General features: G+C 63.9%; 20 protein-coding genes. 17 read left to right on the top strand and 3 right to left on the bottom strand.

Translation table 11 applies throughout. The features are described from left to right. Positions 1–237: 237 nt before the first annotated feature. Positions 238–1,710 (top strand): MFS transporter, encoded by a 1,473-nt coding sequence (locus tag F8E02_RS12335; protein ID WP_317065902.1) that lies wholly within the window; start codon positions 238–240, stop codon positions 1,708–1,710. A 151-nt stretch (positions 1,711–1,861) separates the two neighbouring features. Here the strand turns inward: F8E02_RS12335 and F8E02_RS12330 are convergent, their stop codons facing one another. Then, positions 1,862–2,314: a phosphate-starvation-inducible PsiE family protein gene (locus tag F8E02_RS12330; protein ID WP_317065901.1), complete on the bottom strand. Its 453-nt coding sequence runs from the start codon at positions 2,312–2,314 to the stop codon at positions 1,862–1,864. A 239-nt stretch (positions 2,315–2,553) separates the two neighbouring features. Between F8E02_RS12330 and F8E02_RS12325 the strand changes: the two genes are divergently transcribed. The 4 genes from F8E02_RS12325 to F8E02_RS12310 all read left to right on the top strand — a co-directional run bounded on the left by F8E02_RS12325 (position 2,554) and on the right by F8E02_RS12310 (position 5,047). Next, complete coding sequence (locus F8E02_RS12325) at positions 2,554–3,093, top strand: small multi-drug export protein (RefSeq protein WP_317065899.1); 540 nt, start codon at positions 2,554–2,556, stop codon at positions 3,091–3,093. Positions 3,094–3,218: 125 nt separating this feature from the next. Continuing rightward, positions 3,219–3,668: a DUF6325 family protein gene (locus F8E02_RS12320; RefSeq protein ID WP_317065898.1), complete on the top strand. Its 450-nt coding sequence runs from the start codon at positions 3,219–3,221 to the stop codon at positions 3,666–3,668. Then, positions 3,665–3,961, top strand: coding sequence for an SHOCT domain-containing protein (locus F8E02_RS12315; RefSeq protein ID WP_317065897.1), 297 nt, complete (start codon positions 3,665–3,667; stop codon positions 3,959–3,961). The genes F8E02_RS12320 and F8E02_RS12315 overlap by 4 nt, the downstream gene beginning before the upstream one ends. A 381-nt stretch (positions 3,962–4,342) precedes the next feature. Beyond that, positions 4,343–5,047: a hypothetical protein gene (locus F8E02_RS12310; RefSeq protein WP_317065896.1), complete on the top strand. Its 705-nt coding sequence runs from the start codon at positions 4,343–4,345 to the stop codon at positions 5,045–5,047. A gap of 445 nt (positions 5,048–5,492) precedes the next feature. On the opposite strand, the gene F8E02_RS12305 is transcribed toward F8E02_RS12310, so the two are convergent. Then, complete coding sequence (locus tag F8E02_RS12305; protein ID WP_317065895.1) at positions 5,493–8,036, bottom strand: methyl-accepting chemotaxis protein; 2,544 nt, start codon at positions 8,034–8,036, stop codon at positions 5,493–5,495. Between the two features lie 442 nt (positions 8,037–8,478). Then, the gene (gene ilvB, locus F8E02_RS12300; RefSeq protein ID WP_317066045.1) at positions 8,479–10,146 is read right to left on the bottom strand and encodes a biosynthetic-type acetolactate synthase large subunit; all 1,668 of its coding nucleotides are present in this window, start codon (positions 10,144–10,146) and stop codon (positions 8,479–8,481) included. 463 nt (positions 10,147–10,609) lie between these two features. Here ilvB and nifH point away from each other — a divergent pair, with 463 nt between their 5' ends. Genes nifH through F8E02_RS12240 form a run of 12 tightly spaced genes read left to right on the top strand, consistent with a single transcriptional unit; the run spans position 10,610 to position 21,350 of the window. Next, positions 10,610–11,431 carry a nitrogenase iron protein gene (gene nifH / locus F8E02_RS12295; RefSeq protein ID WP_317065894.1) on the top strand — a complete coding sequence of 274 codons (822 nt, stop codon included), beginning with the start codon at positions 10,610–10,612 and terminating at the stop codon, positions 11,429–11,431. Positions 11,432–11,448: 17 nt separating this feature from the next. After that, entirely contained in the window at positions 11,449–11,775 is a 327-nt protein-coding gene (locus tag F8E02_RS12290; protein WP_317065893.1) for a P-II family nitrogen regulator, read from the top strand. A 15-nt stretch (positions 11,776–11,790) separates the two neighbouring features. Further along, on the top strand, positions 11,791–12,210 hold the full coding sequence (locus tag F8E02_RS12285; RefSeq protein ID WP_317065892.1) for a P-II family nitrogen regulator: 420 nt from the start codon (positions 11,791–11,793) through the stop codon (positions 12,208–12,210). Between the two features lie 21 nt (positions 12,211–12,231). Further along, positions 12,232–13,842 (top strand): nitrogenase molybdenum-iron protein alpha chain, encoded by a 1,611-nt coding sequence (gene nifD, locus F8E02_RS12280; RefSeq protein WP_317065891.1) that lies wholly within the window; start codon positions 12,232–12,234, stop codon positions 13,840–13,842. A 3-nt stretch (positions 13,843–13,845) separates the two neighbouring features. After that, positions 13,846–15,222: a nitrogenase component 1 gene (locus tag F8E02_RS12275; protein ID WP_317065890.1), complete on the top strand. Its 1,377-nt coding sequence runs from the start codon at positions 13,846–13,848 to the stop codon at positions 15,220–15,222. Between the two features lie 16 nt (positions 15,223–15,238). Continuing rightward, positions 15,239–16,621, top strand: coding sequence for a nitrogenase iron-molybdenum cofactor biosynthesis protein NifE (gene nifE, locus F8E02_RS12270; protein WP_317065889.1), 1,383 nt, complete (start codon positions 15,239–15,241; stop codon positions 16,619–16,621). After that, entirely contained in the window at positions 16,618–18,009 is a 1,392-nt protein-coding gene (locus F8E02_RS12265) for a nitrogenase component 1 (RefSeq protein ID WP_317065888.1), read from the top strand. Before nifE ends, F8E02_RS12265 begins: the two co-directional genes overlap by 4 nt. Next, a complete protein-coding gene (locus F8E02_RS12260; protein WP_317065887.1) occupies positions 17,996–18,304 on the top strand; it encodes a 2Fe-2S ferredoxin in 309 nt (102 codons plus the stop codon). The genes F8E02_RS12265 and F8E02_RS12260 overlap by 14 nt, the downstream gene beginning before the upstream one ends. Positions 18,305–18,306: 2 nt before the next feature. Beyond that, a complete protein-coding gene (locus tag F8E02_RS12255; RefSeq protein WP_317065886.1) occupies positions 18,307–18,957 on the top strand; it encodes a Fe-only nitrogenase accessory AnfO family protein in 651 nt (216 codons plus the stop codon). 47 nt (positions 18,958–19,004) lie between these two features. Next, positions 19,005–19,826 carry a molybdate ABC transporter substrate-binding protein gene (gene modA / locus F8E02_RS12250; RefSeq protein ID WP_317065885.1) on the top strand — a complete coding sequence of 274 codons (822 nt, stop codon included), beginning with the start codon at positions 19,005–19,007 and terminating at the stop codon, positions 19,824–19,826. After that, on the top strand, positions 19,804–20,619 hold the full coding sequence (locus F8E02_RS12245; RefSeq protein WP_317065884.1) for an ABC transporter permease: 816 nt from the start codon (positions 19,804–19,806) through the stop codon (positions 20,617–20,619). The genes modA and F8E02_RS12245 overlap by 23 nt, the downstream gene beginning before the upstream one ends. Continuing rightward, positions 20,619–21,350, top strand: a complete 732-nt coding sequence (locus F8E02_RS12240) for an ABC transporter ATP-binding protein (protein ID WP_317065883.1) — start codon at positions 20,619–20,621, stop codon at positions 21,348–21,350. The genes F8E02_RS12245 and F8E02_RS12240 overlap by 1 nt, the downstream gene beginning before the upstream one ends. The last annotated feature ends 76 nt before the right edge of the window (positions 21,351–21,426 follow it).

The raw sequence follows: 21,426 nt of genomic DNA, 5'->3' as shown, positions 1-21,426 counted from the left end.
GCTCAATGGCACCATGCAATGCTGGATCTCCTGTTTTCGTGAGACCCGCAGTTCCGGCTCATGGCCCACGGCCTGTCCGGGAATGCCAGATGAGGAAGCGGGGCAGGAGGATACGTTAGCCGCTGTCGCCGGCCCCCTGTCTTCCCGTACAAAGGCTACGCTGCCCGTAACGGCGCCGGTCAGTTAGGTTAATATACGCCATGCCCATCTGGAGGGTTCTATTCAAAGGCTGATACGATGGATCACTCCGCAGATCCGGCTCCCCCGACACCGGCGGCAACCCCGCAGGGCGTGCTCCTGCCGCTTGCGCTGGCCCAGTTCATCTGCAGCTACGCTGCCTCGAACATGAACGTGGCCATAAACAACATCGCCACCGACCTGGGGACGACGGTCAGCGGCGTCCAGACGACCATCGCCGTCTTTACGCTCACCATGGCAGCCCTGATGATCCCCGGCAGCAAGCTGACGGATATCCTGGGCCGCACGTACCTCTTCAGGCGAGGCCTCCTAATCTACGGCGTGGGAGCGCTGGTAGCGGCAGCGGCGCCGGGGCTCGGGGTCCTGATCCTCGGCTACTCGCTCCTCGAAGGCATCGGGACCGCGCTGCTGATCCCGCCCGTGTACATCCTTGCAACCGTCTTCTTTCCCGACCTCACCTCGCGTGCCCGCGCTTTCGGTGCGATCAGTGCGGCGGGCGGCGTCGGGGCGGCAGCAGGCCCGCTGGTCGGCGGGATCATCACCACCGCGATCAGCTGGCGCGCCGCCTTTGTCGTGCAGGCTCTCGTCGTCGGGATAGTCATCATCCAGAGCCGGAAGATCGTCGATCCGGGAGTGCAGGGCGAGAAACCCGCTTTCGACATCGTCGGAACCATCCTCTCGGCGGCGGGACTCTTCTTTGTGGTGGTCGGCATCCTGCAGGCCTCGACGTACGGCTGGTTTAGAGCCAGCCAGGATTTTGTCATCGGCAACACGGTCGTGATCCCGGAAGGCGGCATCTCGCCGGTATGGGTCTTCGTGCTTATTGGAGTGGTACTACTCGCCCTGTTCTTCTGGCATATCCGGTCCATGGAACGGGCGGGCAAGGAGCCTCTGTTGCACACCAGGATGTTCAAGAACCGCACATCCAACCTCGGCCTCATCACGCAGAACATCCAGTGGCTGGTCCTCTTAGGCCTCTCATTTGTGGTCTCCGTCTACCTGCAGACCGTGCGGGGCTATAGCGCCATCGAGACCGGCCTGATCCTCACGCCGGCCACGATCGGCGTTCTGCTCTCCTCGATGGCCGCGGGCAGGCTGGCACGGAGGCGTCCCCAGGCCATACTGATCCGGCGGGGCTTTATCGTGACGGTGATCGGCATCCTCCTCCTGTTGCTGCTGGTGCGGGAGACATCCAACGTCTTTACGTTCGTGCCGGGCCTCTTCCTGGTCGGCGTGGGCGTTGGCGTCATGCTGACCTCCTCGGTCAACGTCGTCCAGTCCGCCTTCCCCGAAGAGGACCAGGGGGAGATATCGGGCCTCTCGCGCAGCGTCTCGAACCTGGGCTCCTCGCTCGGCGTGGCCATTGCGGGAACCGTCATCGTATCCAGCCTGGCCGTGGGGAACATGGGCTATGCTTTCGCCCTGGTAGTTCTGGTGGTGTTTGCGGGTGTAGGCCTCGTAGCCGCGCTCATGCTGCCCGCCACCCCGGTGCCCCGGGCCCCGGAACCCTGACCCGGCCCTGCCTGATCGACGGGCCGCCGGAACCCTCCGTGTTTGCCGGCCATCGCCCACGTTCAGGTGACGCGCTCCGGCCCTCAGCAGGAGTCGTTCCGCGCAAGCGACGAGGAGAGCGGCCCCGTCGGGTCGGGTCGGAGGACCCGTATCACGGCGCCTCCCGCCGCCCGGGCGGAGCCGCGCCGTCGTCGGGCGGGAGAGAGAACGGCATCCCAGCCCGGTGCACGAGGTAATAGCCGCCGCAGAGGGCAGTGATGAGCAGCGCAATGCCGATGAGTTCGCCTGCATCCGGAGAGTCGAGGAGGATGACCTTTCTCGCGATGGCGATGATCGCGACGAGGATGATGATCTCGACGTGGAACTCCCTTTTATCGAGGTACGCTTTTATCGTCGCCAGGAGTTCGAGGCCGATGAGGACCAGCAGGAAGTATCCGAGGAGGCCGAAGAGTTCCTCGCTGTCAAGCCGGTAGACGGAGACCTCAAACACGCCCACGGCCACCATCCACCCCAGTTCGAGGAGCGTGAAGAAGAGCAGCACTACCAGGAACGCAATCAGCGCAATGTAGACACAATGCTCAAACCGCTCCACGAAACGGCGCATGCATAGATCATCGTGCAGGTCTGCATAAATAAATGCCGGAAACTTTGTTGTTTCATCCCTGGGGGATTTTCCCGGTTTTCCGCAGCATCCTGGGACCCTCATGCTCCCGGACTGCTGCAGATGCACGAGGGTCTGGAACATGCTTCCGGGCAAGGTTCATATATCGAAGTGTGCATCCTATGGCACGCCGGAATTGCTAGACCTCCGGGGTCCATGCCCCCCGGCGTCCGGGTGGAAGAATGGAGAGATCCAGGGCGATTGACGGGGTCCGGAAGGGGTTTCGGGCAATCGCCATCGCCTTCGTCGTCGCCACCCTGCTTCCCGTACTCCTCGGCCTTCTCCTCTCCGTTCCGGTCGGGAGAGTCTTTTCCCTGATCGTCTCCACCCTCATCCTCCAGGCAAACGCCGCGTTCGTCGGCGTGGGGTTCGGCCTGAGCCCCCTCTTCATCCTGGCCGTCATGACGCTCACGGAGCTCGGGATCGTCCTTGCCATCTACGAGATCCTGGACGTGTTTGCCGAGCAGTCGGAGCGGGTCCGGCGCTTCACGAAGAGCACGGAAGCGAAGATGGCGAGGTACCCGATCCTGCACAGGTACGGCGCAGTCACGCTCATCGTCCTCCCCGCACTCCCGGTGATCGGCCTCTACACCAGCGTCGTCATCGGGTGGCTTCTGCGCTGGAACAAACTCCAGTCCATCTTCTTCGTCACGCTGGGATGGGTCCTCATCACCGGCTTCCTCCTGCTCGTGGCGCTCGGGCTCGTCCGGGTGGTCTTCTGATGCGGATGACGGTCTCCAGGAGGCGCCGCCATAAGAACAGTGGAGCGAGAGACAGGGACAACGCAGGTGACCTGCACCAGGATGAGTTATATAGTCGAACCGGCATCCTGCTGCCGAGGCGTGCTATGTCTCTTGGTCCGGTAGAATACATGGTCATCGAGTTTCCGGGAAACCAGTTCAAAGGCGAGATCATCCCGGCGTTGCGCGAGGTGGTCGATAAAGGCGTCATCCGCATCATCGATCTCGTCTTCGTGACGAAAGACGATCGGGGCAGCATCAGCGTGATGGAGCTTGCCGACCTCCAGAAGGATGCGGCGGAAGCGTTCGCCCCGCTTGCGCGGGAGGCGAGCACGCTCTTCGCCGAGGAGGATGTGAAGAAGGTCGGCGAGGTCATGGAGAAGAACAGCTCCGTGGCGCTGCTGCTGTTCGAGCACGTATGGGCGACAAGGTTCCGCGACGCCGTCCTGAACGCCAACGGAAGGCTGATCGCGGGCGAGCGCATCCCGAAAGAGGCGGTGGACGCCGCGCTGGCATGGAAGCCCGAAGAGCAGGAAGCGCTGGGGGTGGCACCATGAGAGGCGGCCGGCCGGGCCTGATCGGCACCGTGGCCCGCACCGCGGTGATAGCGGGAACAGCCACCGTGACCACCCGCGCTGTCGATAGGAGGATGCGGGAGAGGGAGATGAAGAAGGCGGCGCAGGCGCAGCAGGCGGCACCATACGAGGAGCAGGTGCAGGCGCCTGCCGGAACAGGCATAACCCAGGAGGAGAAGATGGCGCAGCTCAGGGAACTCGCGGAGCTGAAGCAGATGGGGGCCCTGACGGAGGAGGAGTTCCAGCAGGAGAAGCGGAAGATCCTTGCGCAGTAGGGCGCAGGATTCACCTCTTTCAGGCGCGGGGTCCGGCACCGCGGCCGGCGATCCCGCGTGGCCGCCGGCCGGATCGCCAGGTTTTTTGAACGTAAAAGCCCGGCACAGTCATTCTTATATAATCCCTCTATCCACCACGCCGCAGCGTGGGATCATCGATACCGCGGATAAGTTCACCCTACACCACCTGCAGGCAGATCGCCCCGTTTGAGAACGGCCAACGGGGGATGTGCATACCCGGCACGGAGGAGGCGCCCGGAAACCAGTGAATCTACCGTTCACCTGCCGTTGAAGACCGTACGCGGGGCCGTGGTCGCACGCAGACGGCCCGCTCCCCTTCTTGAGGTGAGAGCCGGCAGCAGTCTAACGAAGGTGAAACGTATGAACCGTATAGCATCCAGGACGATGATCGCCGCCATCATCGCCGTTATCTGTGTGACAGGGGTCGTCCTGGCACAGCCGCTCCCGATGCAGGGAGCCGAACCGGAAGAGACAAAACCCACGCAACCGCTGATGGTGGAACCGACTCAATCCAGTGGGCTCCCCCCGGCACAGCCCCCGGATTCGAGCGATGCTCCCGCTCCACCGAACCAACCCATATTCGGAGAGCCTGAACAACCGCAAGAGCCTGTTGAGGCTCCCTTCGAGTATGAGCACAACTACACTACCGAACTCTGGAACGGGCAGGTTGAGATTACCGACAGACTGAATGATGGATTTCCTGCCCCCATGCTTCCTGGCGACGAGTTATATGTCTCCATAGTGTCCCCAGTACCAGTGAACCTCTATGTCACCACATTTGAGGGGTTTGAACACTATAGATGGAAGGAGAGGGGCATGTCCGATACTATGGGGACGCCTGAGCACTTCTATTTCGATCAGAATCTGAGCCGCGAACAGACTCTGAACTGGAATTTCACCGCATATACAACCAGAACCGTATTCCCATACATTGTGGTGGATGATATACCCAACCACATGCGCAACTACGATCCATATCAGCATGGGTTCCCGGAACTGATCATAGTAAGGGGGTCAGATTATAGCGATGCGGAGCACGACAGAGCCAATCCGCACCCGTATTGAATAATAACTCATAGTTAGTGCTGGAGAGAACTTCCAGCAGGCAGGGGCCGGCATCCCATGAGCGGACCGATGCGCGAGAGGGGTATCGGATTGGTTACAGGAGGTAACGCCTCCCTGCACCATCGTTCCCTCAACCCCGGCCCTCCACCTGAAGAACCCGGCGGGACAGCGATCCGCGCTTACGATATACCAGTAGACCCTGCGGCGAATGAACCGCCACAACATTGCGGCAGGAAGGAGAGGCATCCGGCCGGTTCGATCTGAAAATTCTTGCGCCCGCAGGACGGCCGCCCATGTAGGATCCCTGTTTTCCCAATCACCACTCTCCCGCACTGCAAGAGCAGGATCCTGAGCTAACCACTCCCAGAACTCCAGGGATGAGTTTCCCGGTCGTCCGGCGAGCAGTCGCCGGGCTCCGGGATACTCAGTGTCGCAGGCCCCCCGCTCAGACCTGGAACCGGTCCATGGTCCCCTTGAGGCCCCGGGCCATCCTGTTGATCTCGTGGGCGGCGCTGCCGATCTCCTCGGTCGAGGCGCTCGCCTCCTCCGCGAGGGCCGCAAGGTCGTCCATCTGGTTCTGCATCTCCTTCGTCAGCCTCGTGCCCTCCGCCATCCCCTGGACGGCGTTGTTCGTGGCGTTCGCCTGGTCCTCGGTGGCGCGGGCGATCTCGCCGAGCCCGTGGGCGACCACCTCGGCCTCGCTGATGATGGTGTTGAGCGCCTCGATCGTCTTGTTCACGCTCGACACCCCCGCCCCGACCTCGGTGTGCGCCGACTTGATCGCGGCCGCGGTCTTCTGGCTGCTCGCCCGGATGCCGCCGATCACGTCCTCAATCTGCCGGGTCGCGCTCTTCGCCTCCCCGGCGAGGTTCCGGACCTCGCCCGCCACGACCGCAAACCCGCGCCCGTGCTCTCCCGCCCGGGCAGCCTCGATCGCGGCGTTCAGGGCGAGGAGGTTGACCTGGTTCGCGATATCGGTGATGAGCTTGACGATGTTGTTGATCTCGCGCATCCGGGCGTTGAGCCCCTCGATCTCCTCGACGCTCTGCTGTGCGATCCCCTCGACGATCTGCATCTTCTTCGAGGCCTCGTCACCGAGACCCTGCGCCTGGTGGCCCTGCCGGGCCGCGTTCTGGGCCCGTTCGAGGACGTTCTGCGAGGTGCTCGCGATCTCCTCGTTCGAGGCCGAGAGGTCGGCCATCTGCCGGTCGACGGCCTCGATCCGGTCAAGCACCTGCTTGGCAAGGTCGGCGCACCGCTGGCTGGTGTTCGAGACCTGCTCGGCCGCCTTCGCGATCTCCTCCGACCCCTTGCTCGTCTCCGCGGTCCCCTCCTCGACCTGGACGATCGCCCGGCTGGTCTCCGCGAGGGTGGCGGAGACCTGGACGCCGATGTTGTCGAGCGCCTTCTTGAACGCGACGAAGTCCCCGGCGACCTTCAGGTTCCCATCGACGCGGGCCCTGAAGTTTCCGTTCGCGTACTCCTCCGAGACCCTCTTTGCCTCGTTGATCGGACCGACGACCGCGTCCAGGGTGGCGTTGATGCCCCCGATCATCTGGACCCATGCGCCGTCGAACTTCCGGGTATCTCCACGGGTCTCGAGTCTGCCGTCCACGGCCGCCTGCGTGAGCATGGTGATCTCGCCCAGCACCCCGTAGAGGATCTCGCGGCACCGGTTGATGCTCTCCTTGATCCTGGCGTAATCGCCGCGATAGTCGCCGGTGACTTTTTCGAGCTCGTTACCCATCGAGACATCGGTGATGAAGTCCGCCGCCACATTCAGCGGGGCGATCACCGAGTCCAGCATGGCGTTGACGCCCTCGACGATCCTGCGATACTCGCCCTCATGCCGGGCGACGTCGGCGCGGGCCCGGAGGTTTCCGTCCTGCGCCGCCTGCGCCAGCATCGCGGCGTCTTCGAGCATCGCGCCGATATTCCCGCGGACCTCGACGAGGCTCTCTGCAATCCTGACGAAGTTCTGCCGGACCTCTTCGGTGTAGCGGTCGGCGGGGGCGACAGCGGTGTCGAACTCGAGGTTCCCCGCAGCAAGCCGGCTCAGGTTGCCGGCAAGCCGCTGCACCTCGACGTCCATGTAGTTGGCGACCTTGACCGTACTCGAGATGTCCTGGACGACCTCGACGTGCCCGACGTTCTCGCCCCTTGCATTCCTGACGTAGGAGGTGTCGACCTGGAAGTTGCCGCCGCTCTGCTCGAAGAACGTCTGCTGCTGTCCCCGCCGCAGGCAGGTGATGCCGCAGTTTGAGGTATTACAGATGTTTGCGTTCCACTCGCGGCACGGCCGGCCGAGGACCTCCGCCCGCTTCTTGCCGATGAACGTCTCGACGGCCCGGTTGATGAACGTCCAGTTCGTGTCGAGGTCGGTGACCGAGACCGGGAACGGCACCGCGTCCAGGATGGACTCGTACCAGGCGGCTTTATCCCGGGCCTGCTCGACCAGGTCGTGCTCGTGGGTGGTGTCGTTCCAGACGTAGAAGGCCACCTCGATCTCGCCCTTCTCGTCCAGGATCGGGATGGCGTTTAAGGTGAGGTACTTCTTCACGCCGTCGGGCCATTTTGCGAGTACGGTCGTCCGTGTCCGCTGCTTCGTCTCGTAACAGGCGTAGAAGTGCTCCCCGTCGAGAATGGTGACGTCGTAGTCGTAGATCTTCTTTGCGAGGGTCTCCTTGCGGGTGCCCCGCCACATCCGGGCATACTCGTCGTTGATGTCGATCCGGCTCTTGTCGGGCCGGAGGACGGCGATCGCGAGCGGGTTGTCGCGGATCATCAGCGTAAACCGCCGCTTCAGAGCGGCCGTCTCACGGAGTTCCTTCTGGTGAGCCTCTTCGCGGCCCTCCAGTGCGGCAAGCGCGGCGTTGAGCCGGCCGGCGAGCGGCCGGAGTTCGTCTCCGACGGTGGTTTCGTCGATCCGGGTGGAGTAGTTCCCGGCGACGATCTGGTCGAGTGCGTTATTCAGTGTCGCTGTATCCAAGGTAGATCACCCTGTTGAATGCTGAATGGCGAGGGGTAGGAGATTCATCGCAGAGCCTCCGGAACCCCCCTCCGTGCGGGGAACGAGCCCTGCCACTCAACGGCCGGGACCGGAGACCGCCGGATTTCCCGGCGATACGGTGTCGGCGGGTGCTGCACGCCGCCTCTCCGGTGCTGCGTGCAGCTGCCGCCGGGATCCCGCTTCCAGGTTTTTGTACCCAGTTTGGGTAGATTAAACTATCGTTATCTTTTTACAGAGATATAGAGTCTTTGAGACATTTTGAATCATATACAATAGTTTTAAAGGGACAATCACCAGCGACACCATCCATCCGGCTTTCCAGGCGCTCCCGATCCTGGGTCCCGCGCGGAGATACCCCGGCGATCGCCGCCCCGGATCTGCTCCTGCACGCCCCCCGTTCAGCGGCCGGAAAAAAGGGGGGTTACCCCACCCCCGGATCGATCATCGCGTTGATCGCGGCACCCGGGGGGACCATGGGAAAGACATTCTCCTCCCGCTCGATCCTGAAGTCGACGAGGTAGGGGCCGGGGTGATCGAGGGCGTTTGAGAGCGTGCCCTTCACGTCCTCCCCGTCCTCGACCGTCTCGGCCTCGATGCCGTAGGCCCGGGCGATCTTCGCGAAGTCCACCGTGGGAAGATCGGTGCAGGCATACCGGCGGTCGTAGAAGAGCTCCTGCCACTGCCGGACCATGCCGAGGTAGCAGTTGTTTAAGACCAGGATCTTGAGGGGGACGGCATACTGGGCGATCGTGCCGAGCTCCTGGATGTTCATCTGGAGGCTGCCGTCGCCCGCGACGAGACAGACCGTCTCGTCCGGGCGGGCGAAGTGCGCCCCCATCGCCGCGGGAAGGCCGTAGCCCATCGTCCCGAGCCCGCCGGACGAGATCCACGACCGGGGATGCCGGAAGCAGTAGTGCTGCGCCGTCCACATCTGGTTCTGGCCGACCTCGGTCGCGATGATCCCGGCGCCTCCAAGAAGCGAGCAGAGGTCCCTGACGATCCGCTGCGGGTAGAGGCCGGCTTCGATCGGGCAGCGGAGAGGATGAGCGGTCTTGAGCCGCGAAATCCTGCTGATCCAGGCATCATGGGACCCGTTCTTCCGGATACGGCCGAGGATCTCCGCGAGGACGGCCTTCGCGTCGCCGACGATGGGGATATCGGCCGGCCTGATCTTCCCGATCTCGGCCGGGTCGACATCGATGTGGACGACCGCGGCGCCGGGCGCGAAGGTCCCGGGCTGTCCGGTGACCCGGTCGTCGAACCGCACCCCGACGGCAAAGAGGAGGTCGCACTCGGTGATCGCAGCGTTCGCGTACCTCGTCCCGTGCATCCCCGGCATGCCGAGGTTGAGCGGGTGGTCGCCGGGGATGAGACCGAGCCCCATCAGGGTCGTCGTGACCGGGACGAGCAGGGCCTCCGCGAGCGCGACGACCTCCGCTGCGGCGCCGGAGGCCACGACCCCGCCCCCGGCGTAGATGACCGGCCGCTCGGCCGCCGCAAGCGCGGCGACGGCCTTCTCGATCTGGCGCCGGTCTGCCGGCCGACGGCCCTTCCGGACGGCCGGCGGCGGCGGGGTCCCGTCGTGCTCGATCCGGTTCGCGAGGACGTCGCGGGGGAGATCGACGAGGACCGGCCCGCACCTCCCGGTCCGGCTGATGGAGAACGCTTCTCTCACGATCCCGGCAAGGTCCTCCGTCCGCCTGACGAGGTAGTTTCGCTTGGTGATCGGGGCGGTGATCCCGGTGATGTCCGCCTCCTGGAAGGCGTCGTTTCCGAGCGATGTCGTCGGGACCTGGCCGGTCAGCGCGACCATCGGGACCGAGTCCATGTAGGCGGTCGCGATCCCCGTGACCAGGTTGCAGGCGCCGGGGCCGGAGGTCGCGAGGCAGACCCCGGTCCTGCCGCTCGCCCGGGCGTAGCCGTCGGCCGCATGCGCCGCCGCCTGCTCGTGCCGGACGAGGATGTGCCGGATCCCCGAGTAGGGGAGTTCGTCGTAGATGGGGAGGACCGCGGCGCCGGGATACCCGAAGATGGTCGTCACCCCCTGCTCGGCAAGCCCGTCGAGCAGGATGCCCGCGCCGGTCTTCAGCATGCGCTCACCCGGGCGGGAGGGTCCCCTGCCGGGAGCGTGCAGAGAGAATAGTCGTGTAAGCGTTCGCTCTTCAGCCGGAGAGAGTCGGGCTGTTTACAAATCCTTTCCGCCGTGTGCCCATCGGCACGAATGCAGCGGCCGTACAAAACGATCCGTCATGGTTGTCCACCACGCCGGAGTATTTGCTCCCGGGGGATATGAATGGATCGGGAAGAGGCTGCAGACGCCGAAACCCCGGCAACCGCTCCGGAACCCCGCGCGTCCGGGGGTGTTTTCGCCGTCGATCGCGGGGTCCGGACGATGTCCGCAGAACGGCGCTCCCTGCTGCCGTTGCCCCGGTGCGCAGGGCTCCGCCCGCCGTTGTAGAAATATTTATATACTGATGGAAGGAAGTTTCCTTCCACAAAAACTAAATATTCGTATGCCGACCTTTCAGGTGGCAACGAATCGAGGAAACAGCATGAGACAAGTTGCAATCTATGGAAAAGGCGGTATCGGCAAATCGACGACAACGCAGAACACGGTGGCGGCGCTCGCGGAGGCCGGTAAACAGGTGATGGTGGTGGGGTGCGACCCGAAGGCCGACTCTACCCGGCTCCTGCTCCACGGATTGTGCCAGAAGACGGTGCTCGACACCCTCCGTGACGAGGGCGACGACATCGAGCTCGAGGAGATCCTCAAACCCGGATTCGGGAACACCCGCTGTGTCGAATCGGGCGGCCCCGAACCCGGGGTCGGCTGCGCCGGCAGGGGGATCATCACGTCCATCAACCTCCTCGAGTCTCTCGGAGCATACACCGGCGACCTCGACTACGTCTTCTACGACGTGCTCGGCGACGTCGTCTGCGGCGGGTTCGCGATGCCGATCCGGGAAGGAAAGGCCGAGGAGATCTACATCGTGGCATCGGGCGAACTGATGGCCCTCTATGCCGCGAACAACATCGCCAAAGGCATCCAGAAGTACGCCCAGAACGGCAAAGTCAGGCTCGGCGGCATCATCTGCAACAGCCGGAAAGTGGACAACGAGCTTGCCCTCTTAAAGGCGTTCGCCGAAGAGATAGGCTCGCAACTGATCTACTTCGTCCCACGGGACAACCTGGTCCAGCGGGCCGAGATCAACAAGAAGACGGTCGTCGACTTCGATCCCGAGGCGAACCAGGCGAACGAGTACCGGAACCTCGCGCGGGCCATCGACGGCAACACGATGTTCGTCGTGCCCAAGCCCATGACGCAGGACCGGCTCGAAGAGCTGATGATGGAACACGGGTTCCTGGGCCTGTAATACTGGAGGTGAAGCAGATGCAGTTTATACGAGCGATAGTCAGGCCGGAGAAGAAGGACGAAGTCCTCGAGAACCTCTCGGCCGGAGGATTCAACGCTGCAACGGTCGTCGACGTCGTCGGCCGCGGCAAGCAGAAGGGGATCCGGATGGGGGACGTCTACTACGACGAGATCCCGAAAACCCTCATCCTCGTCGCGATAGAGGACGGGGACAGGGACAGGATCGTGGACATAATCCTCAAGAGTGCCAGGACCGGCCAGAGCGGCAACTTCGGCGACGGGAAGATCTTCATCAGCCCCGTGGAAGAGGCGTACACCGTCTCGACGGGGAGCAAAGGCCTCTGAACCGGCGGTGCTGAGATGAAAGAGATCATGGCCATCGTGCGGATGAAGAAGACCGGTGCGACGAAACGTGCCCTGATCGAGGCGGGCGTCGCCGGTTTCACCGCCGTCAAAGCGATGGGCAGAGGAAAACTGCTGCCGCATGAGGAGATAAACGCCCCCTGTAAGGAGAGACTCATGGGGATGGCCGCTACCGACGTCATCGAGAGGGAGGAGTCCGAAGAGCAGGTCGTCACGTTCCTCGACGACAAAAGGATGTTTCCGCGGCGGTTGTTCACCATCCTCGCCCACGACGAGGACGTGCCGCGGATCGTTGAGGCGATCATCAGAGCCAACCGCACGGAGCGCGGTGCAGGCGACGGGAAGATCTTCGTGACGCCTGTTGCCGATGCAGTCCGTGTCCGCACGGGCGAGTCCGGTGACGCTGCAATCTGGTAAGGAGTACAGGAGAGAGAAGAGATGACGACGGACCTAAACGTCGACGAGCTGCTGGCACCGCTTCCGGACAAAGTGCGAAAGAACCGGAGCAAGCATATCGTCAAGAAGGATCCATCCGGCGGTTCCTGCCCGCAGATCGAGGCGAATACCCGGACGGTTCCCGGCATCATAACCCAGCGGGGATGCAGTTACGCCGGGTGCAAGGGCGTGGTCGTCGGGCCGATCAAGGATATGCTCACGATCACCCACGGCCCGATCGGGTGCGCCTACTACAGCTGGGGGACGCGGCGGAACAAGGCACGGGCCGACGAGAGAACTCCCCCGGAGCAGATCTACACAGCGATGTGCTTCTCGACCGACATGCAGGAGAGCGACATCGTCTTTGGAGGCGAGAAGAAGCTCGCGAAGATGATCGACGAGGCCGTGGAGATCTTCCACCCGAGGGCCATCAACATCTGCGCGACGTGCCCGATCGGGCTTATCGGCGACGATCTCTCCGCTGTCGCAAAGGCGGCACAGGAGAGGCACGGTATTCCGGTGATCCACTACAACTGCGAAGGCTACAAGGGGGTCAGCCAGTCGGCCGGCCACCACATCGCCAACAACCAGATCATGGAGCGCATCATCGGGACCGGGACCGAGAAGGTGGACGGGAAGTACGTCCTCAACATCCTCGGCGAGTACAACATCGGCGGCGACACCTGGGAGATCGAGAGGATCCTCGGAGAGATCGGGTATACGGTAGGCTCGACCCTCACCGGCGATTCGGCCTATGCGAAGATCAAGAACATGCACAGGGCCCACTTAAACCTCGTCCAGTGCCACCGCTCGATCAACTACATCGCCGAGATGATGGAGACGAAGTACGGCATCCCCTGGCTGAAGGTGAACTTCATCGGCATCGACGCGACGATCGACACGCTCCGCGAGATAGCCCGGTGCTTCGGCGACGAAGACCTGATCGCGAGGACGGAACACGTCATCGAGCGCGAGCTTGCCGCGGTCACGCCGGAGATCGAGCGGTGCCGGAAGGTCCTCAAAGGCAGGACCGCCTTTGCCTTCGTCGGCGGGTCGCGCAGCCACCACTACCAGTTCCTGCTCAGGAACCTCGGCATGGAAGTCGTGGTCGCGGGCTACGAGTTCGCCCACCGCGACGATTACGAGGGGCGCGAGGTCATACCGACGATCAAGAGCGATGCGGACTCAAAGAACATCCCCGAACTCCACGTCGAACCGGACCCCGAAGAGTACCGGCCGCCCCACCTGCACCTGAAGATGTCAAAGGAGAAGTACGACGAACTGGCCGCGTCCGGCATCCTCAACGACTACAAGGGGATGTACCCGGACATGGTCGACGGCGGGATCATGATCGACGACGCCAACCACTTCGAGACCGAAGAACTGGTCGAGATCTTCAAGCCCGACCTGATCTTCACCGGGATCAAGGACAAGTACGTCACGCACAAGATGGGCCTCCCCTCAAAGCAGATCCACTCGTACGACTACAGCGGTCCGTACACGTGCTTCAGGGGGGCGGTGACCTTCGCAAAGGACGTGGCGCACTCGCTCTCCACGCCCGCATGGAAGATGATCACCCCGCCCTGGGAACAGAGCGGAACCGGAGGTGACTGAACGATGCTCGACTGCACACCAGATAAGCCTCTCACCGAAGGCGCACACACGACAGGAAAGATCAACCCGATAAAGACATGCCAGCCGGTCGGCGCGATGTACGCAGCCCTCGGCATCCACGGCTGTCTCCCGCACAGCCACGGGTCGCAGGGGTGCTGCTCCTACCACCGGATGGCGCTCTCAAGGCACTTCCACGAGCCGGCGATGGCCTCGACGAGTTCCTTCACGGAAGGAGCGTCCGTATTCGGCGGGGCTGCAAACTTAAAGACCTCGATCAAGAACGTCTTTGCCATCTACGACCCGGAGATCATCGCGGTCCACACCACGTGCCTCAGCGAGACGATCGGGGACGATATCCCGACGATCATCAAGCAGTCGGAGATCCCCGAAGGCAGGTACGTCATCCACGCCAACACGCCGAGTTACCACGGTTCGCACGTCACCGGGTTTTCGAACATGTGCAAGGGGATCGTATCCTACCTTGCGGAGTCGGACGGCGGCGAAAAGAAGGAACGGGCGAACATCTTCCCGGGGTTCGTGAACCCCGGCGATATGCGGGAGATCAGGAGGATCGTGACCGAGATGGGCGTCCCCTCGATCATGTATCCCGACACCACGGGCGTGATGGACTCGCCGATGCGAAAGACCTACGAGATGTACCCCCGGGGCGGCGCGACGATCGCGGAGATAAAGGAATCGGGCAACTCGAAGTTGACCCTCTCGCTCGGCGCCTGGTCCTCCGACGAGGCGGCGGCGACTCTCCAGGCGAAGTGCGGCGTGCCCGGCGTCCCCCTCAGGATCCCGATCGGGGTCCGGGCGACCGACGACCTGATCATGGCGGTGAAGGAAGGGTTCGGGGTCGACGTGCCCGAATCGCTCGAAGTCGAGCGCGGGCAGGTCATCGACACCCTGATCGACACCCACTTCCAGTACGAGGGGAAGACGGTAGCGGTCTTCGGGGACCCGGACATCCTGGTCCCGCTCACAGAGTTCCTCATCACGATGGGCATGATCCCGAAGTACGTCGTCACGGGAACGCCCGGCAACAAATTCGAGAAGACCGTCAACGGGATGCTCGAAGAAGCGGGCATCGAAGGGAGCAGGGTCAAAGCCGAGGGGGACCTCTTCGACCTCCACCAGTGGATCAAGGAAGAGCCGGTCGACCTCCTCATCGGCAACACGCACGGCAAGTACATCGCGCGGGCCGAGGACATCCCCCTGGTCAGGGTCGGGTTCCCCGTATTCGACCGGGCCGTGCACCCGCTGATGCCGATCGTCGGCTACCGTGGGTGCCTGCGGCTGATCGAGATGATCAGCAACGCGCTGCTCGAGCGGCGGGACCGCGACTCCCTGGACGAAGATTACGAACTGATCCTCTAAGACTGGTGAAAGAGACATGGAGAACGAGTGTTCGGTGCCTACGGCGTGCATCGATGAGAGGCAGTTCTCCATCGTGACCACGGGAAAGAACAAAAGCCGCATTCACTGCGCCGACGACAGTCTGGCCGGGGCCGTGAGCCAGCGTGCCTGCGTGTATTCCGGGGCGAGGGTGGTCCTAAATCCGGTGACGGATGCGGTCCACCTCGTCCACGGCCCGATCGGGTGTGCGGCGTACACGTGGGATATCCGCGGCAGCCTGTCCAGTGGCCCGGAGATGTTTCGGCAGAGTTTTTCCACCGACTTGAAAGAGCGGGACGTGGTCTTTGGTGGAGAGAAGAAACTTGTCGCCTGTATCGACGAGGTCGTCGGGAAGTACCATCCCCCGGCGATATTCGTCTACGCGACCTGTGTCGTCGGGCTGATCGGCGACGACATCGTCGCCGTCTGCAAGGAGGCGTCGGGGAGGCACGGCATCGACGTGATCCCGGTGGAGTCGAGCGGCTTTCTCTCGGGCAACAAGATCGTCGGCTACCGGGCGGCAGGAGAAGCCCTGCTGAAGTTGATCCGCCCAAAAGACGGAGAGACCGTAGAGAAGACGCGGAAACTCAACTTTCTCGGGGAGTATAACCTCGGCGGCGAGAAGTGGCTCGTCGAGCGCTACCTCAGAGAGATGGGCATCGAGATCAACGTGGCCTTCACCGGGGACTCGACCGTCGCCGCCCTGAAGAGGGCGCCCGGAGCCTGCCTGAACCTGGTGCAGTGCAGCGGCTCGATGCACTGGGTGGCGATGAACCTGGAGAAGGAGTACGGCACCCCGTACATCGATGTGAACTTCTTCGGCGCCGCGAACACCGCCGAGAGCCTGCGCAGGATCGCCCGGTTCTACGGGGACGAGGAGATCGTCCGCCGGACGGAGGCGCTCATCGAGCGCGAGATGGAACGGGTCCGGCCGGTCGTCGAGAAGTACCGGGCGAGACTCGCAGGAAAGCGGGCGGCGATCTACGTGGGCGGCGCGTTCAAGGCGCTCGCCATCATCCGCCAGCTGCAGGAACTCGGCATGGAGGTCGTCTTCACCGGGACGCAGACCGGCAAGCAGGAGGACTACGAGCAGATCGGCGCCATCGTCAGCGAGGGGACGGTCGTGATCGACGACGCCAACCCCGCCGAGATCGAGAAGTTCCTGCTGGAAAAAGACGTCGACATGATGGCCGGCGGTGTGAAAGAGCGGTTCCTCGCACACAAACTGGGCATCGGCTTCGTCGACCACAACCACGACCGCAAAGACGGTCTTGCCGGGTTTGACGGGGCGATCCGGTTCGCCCGCGAGGTCTACGCCACCACCTGCTCCCCGGTCTGGGAACGGGTGAAGAAGAACCCCTTCGAGGAGGCGGAAGGATGACTGAGACAACGTCACGGGCAAAACAGGTCAACGAGAACCAGTGCCACATGTGCATGCCGCTCGGCGGGGTCCTCGCCCTGCGGGGCGTAGAAGACTCCATCGCGCTGGTGCACGGCTCGCAGGGGTGCAGCACCTACATGCGCCTCGCGAACGTCGAGCACTTCAACGAGCCGATCGACATCGCTTCCTCGTCCTTAAACGAGAAGCAGGCGATCTTCGGGGGGGAGGCGAACCTGAGGATCGCGCTCGACAACGTGATCCGGGTCTACCGGCCGAAGGTCATCGGCATCCTGACGAGCTGCCTCTCCGAGACCATGGGCGACGACGTCGGGCGGTTCGTCGAGACCTACCGGAGGGACCGGGAGATCGGGGAGATCGAGATCATCCCCGTCTCCACGCCGAGCTACGGCGGCACCCACACCGAGGGGTTCTGGGCGACGACGCGGGCGGTCATCGCCCACTACGCCCGGCCGGCCGAACGGCACCGCGGGATCAACGTCATCGTCCCGAACATCAGCCCCGCCGATATCAGGGAGATAAAGCGCCTCCTCGACCTGATGGGCCTTGAGTACACGCTGCTGCCCGACTACTCGCTGACGCTGGACCGTCCCTTCGGGGGACGCTACACGAAGATCGCGCCGGGCGGCACCCCGGCCGCCGCGATCGCTCGCATGAGCGGGGCGCGGGCCACCATCCAGTTCGGCCTCACCTGCCCGGACAGTCTCTCCCCCGGCCGCTTCCTCAAAGAGCGGTTCGGCGTCCCGCTGATCGACCTCCCGCTCCCGATCGGCCTTGAGAACACGGACCTCTTCGTCGGGACCTTGAAGGACCTCGGCGGGCGGCCCGTGCCCGCGAGCCTCGTGCTCGAGCGGGGATGGCTCTGCGACGCTATGGCCGACGCCCACAAGATCAACGCGGCGGCGCGGCCGGTCGTCTACGGCGAACCCGAACTGATCTACGCCCTGGCAAAATTCTGCCTGGAGAACGGTTCGGTTCCTGCCGTCATCGCCAGCGGAACGCAGAACAGCGCCCTATCCGCGCTGCTGCGGCCCCTGCTACAGGACGCGCTGGAAGAGACGATCGTCCTCGAAGAAGCGGATTTCGTGACGATCGAGGACGCAGCGGTCCGGACGTCGGCGAACCTCGCCGTCGGCCACTCGGGCGGGAGGTACCTGACCGAGCGGCAGGGGATCCCCGGCCTCAGGGTGGGCTACCCCGTCCACGACCGGGTCGGCGGGCAGAGGATCCTCTCGGTCGGCTACACGGGCACCCTCGCCTTTCTCGACCGGTTCACCAACACCCTGCTGGAAGCGAAGTACGGCTCCTACCGCAGACTGCGGAGAGAAGAGTTGCTCAACGAACGAGGTGAATCCAATGCAAAAGCCTGAACGTCACATCTTCATCTGCACGAGTTCACGCGCAAACGGCCAGCAGAAAGGGTTCTGCCACTCCAAGGACGGCGTGGCCGTCATGATGAAGTTCATGGAAGAGATCGACGAACGAGAACTCGGCGGCGAGGTCTTCATCAACAACACCGGCTGTTTCGGCATCTGCGAGAAGGGGCCGATCGTCGTGGTCTACCCGGACAACGTCTGGTACGGGTCGGTCACGCCCGACGACGTCGAAGAGATCCTGAACGAACATATCGAAGGCGGCAACGTCGTGGAACGGCTGGTGATCTAAGAATGTGCAAAAAGTGCGAAGGGCACGGCGATACCGGGGAGGTGGCGGTGCTCCTCGACGCGGACGGGTGCTCCGGCAGGTTCGGCGAACCCGGAACGGTCGTCGTGTACAGGAAGTGCGGCCCCTCATTTACGGCCGGCCGCGAGATGGAGCTTGCCATCGACCCGGAGGGGGGGCTCGCGGAACTGCGCTCGAAGATGGGCGATCTCATGCAATTCCTCGGCACCTGCAGGATCTTTGCCGCGCAGTCGGCGAGCGGCGCCATGTACTTCGAGCTCGAGAAGGCAGGGTGCAGCGTCTGGGAGGTCTCCGGCCGGCCCGACGAGTTCCTCGACGGCGTGCTGAAGGGCGAGGAGGAGGAGGAGAGCGCGGCGGCACCGGCCGTCGAGATCCCCGTGCCCGTCGAGGTCGCGCCCGGCCGGTTCTTCATCTCGATCAAGGAGATCCAGGGAAAGGCGCCCTTCGTCAGCAGCAAACAGGTCCTCCGGGAGTTCATCTGCCGGGCCGACTTCAACGCGCTGGAGGTGATCTGCGACCACGTGCCCCCCTGGATCGGGATGGAGGCGGAACGGAGAGGATATGGCGTGGAGGCCAGACCGTGCGGGAGGAACGAGGTCAGCCTGCGGCTGACGAGGATGCCGGCCGGCCGGTGAGGCGCCGGGCACCTGCACGACCGGGACACCCGTCCATGAGGCATACCATGAGATCCCACACCACCCTTACACTGCTGGTGCCGCTTCTCCTCGTCGCCGCAATGCTCGCCGTTGCGGGATGCACCGGCACCACGCAGCCGAACGCACAGCAGACGACGCTGACGGTCTTCACTGCAGCATCGCTCACGGGAGCGTTCACCGGGCTTGGGGAGGCGTATACGGCGGAGAACCCGGACGTCGTCGTGGACTTCGTCTTCGACGGCTCGCAGGCGCTCCGCACCCAGATAGAACAGGGTGCTTCGGCCGACGTCTTCGTCTCGGCGAACACGAAGCATATGGGAGCCCTGCAGGACGGCGGGTTCATGGAGAACGACACGGTCGCGGTCTTCCTCGAGAACTCGCTTGCGGTGATCGTTCCCGCCGATAACCCGGCAAAGATCATGAATCTTGCCGATCTCGCCCGGCCGGGCGTAAAACTTGTCCTCGGGACGAAGGACGTCCCGTTCGGATCTTACGCCCGGCAGGTGCTCGATACGATGGCGGCCGACCCCGCCTACGGCACGGCATACCGGGACGCCGTGATGAAAAACGTCGTCTCCGAGGAGACGGCGATCACGACGGTGATGCCGAAGCTGACGCTCGGTGAGGCAGATGCGGCGTTCACCTTCAAGTCGGACGTCCGTGCCGACGATCGCTCCCAGATCCGGAGGATCGAGATCCCGGCGGAGTACAACGTCGTCGCGGAGTACCCGATCGGGATACTCGCGTCGTCAGAGCAGAAAGACGAGGCAGCCGCGTTCATCGCGTTCGTCCGCGGCCCGACAGGCAGCGCCATCCTGGAATCTTATGGATTCGACCCGGTCCGATAGGGCCGCAAGACCCGGAGGGACAGTTCTCTCCCTCCTCGTCTTCTGCCTCATCTCGGGCTTCCTCCTCTTCGTGACGGTCCCGATAGCCTCGCTCTTCCTGCGGATCACCCCCGAGGCGTTCATCCAGTCGCTGCAGCAGCCGGTCGTCGTCGACGCGCTCGTGCTCTCCCTCGCCACCGCCTCGGTAAGCACCGCGATCGTCGTTCTCTTCGGGACGCCGCTCTCCTACGTCAACGCGCGGGTGCGCTACCGCGGCCGGGAGATCGTCGATACCCTCACGGACCTCCCCATCGTCCTCCCGCCAGCAGTGGCGGGCATCGCGCTCCTGATGGCCTTCGGCCGCCGGGGCGTCGTCGGGGAGTTCCTCGACGGGCTCGGGATCAACGTCGCGTTCACGACCGTCGCGGTCATCCTCGCGCAGGTCTTCGTCGCCTCCCCGTTCTACATCCGGCAGGCGAGGGCGAGTTTCGAGGCGGTCGACCCGCAGTACGAGGACGCGGCACGGACGCTCGGGGCATCGAGGCTCGCCGTCCTCTTCCGCGTCTCGATCCCGCTCGCGTGGAGCGGCCTTATCTCCGGGGCGATCCTCTCGTTCGCCCGGGCGCTGGGGGAGTTCGGCGCGACGATCATGTTCGCCGGCAACTTCCAGGGCCGGACGCAGACGATGCCGCTCGCGATCTACACGACGATGCAGGGAGACCTTTCCGACGCGATCAGCATCGCGATCGTCCTCGTGATCATCTCGTTTGCCGTGATCCTCGCGGTCCGGTACACTACCCGGAGGGCCGTCTGATGCTCTCCATGCGTGCCGTAAAACAGTTGCGGGACTACGAACTCGACGTCTCCCTCTCGGTCGGGCCGGGGGAGACCCTCGTCCTGATCGGGGAGAACGGGGCCGGCAAGTCGACCGTCCTCAACCTGGTCTCAGGACTGCTCGCCCCGGACCGCGGGGAGATCGCCCTTGCAGGCCGGGTGCTCTATTCGGACGCACGGCGGATCGACGTCCCGGTCGAAGACCGGAGCATCGGCCACCTCTTCCAGTCCTACGCCCTCTTCCCGCACCTCTCGGTCTTCGAGAACGTCGCGTTCGGCCTCCGGTGCCGGAAGGTCCCGCGACAGGAGATCGCCGCCCGCGTCGCCGGGGAACTCGGACGCATGCACCTCTCCGACCTCGCGGGCGTCAACGTCGGCCGGCTCTCCGGCGGGCAGCGCCAGCGGGTGGCGCTCGCCCGGGCACTCGCGGTCAGGCCCGATCTCCTCCTCCTCGACGAACCGCTCGCCGCGGTCGACGTCCGCGTCCAGGGAGAGATGCGCCGCGAACTCCGCGAGACGATCCGGGCCGCCGGAATCCCCTGCGTCCTCGTCACCCACGCGCTCCGCGACGCCCTCGAACTCGGCGATAAGGTCTGCGTCATGGAGGAGGGGAGGGTCGTCTTCGAGGGGACGCCCGGCGAGGTGCTGGCGTCGGGAAGGGAGGGGTTCATCGCGGAGTTCGCGTGCGGGTGCGGGAGGCACCACGGGTAGGGGGGGCCGCCGGTCTTTCGGCGAGGTGAATGGCGGGAACCCTCGCGGCCGAGAAACAGAGATCATGCAAGGAGCG

This window comes from Methanoculleus caldifontis, assembly GCF_032842345.1.
Lineage (GTDB): Archaea > Halobacteriota > Methanomicrobia > Methanomicrobiales > Methanoculleaceae > Methanoculleus > Methanoculleus caldifontis.
This window is presented reverse-complemented; position numbering and strand designations above follow the sequence as displayed.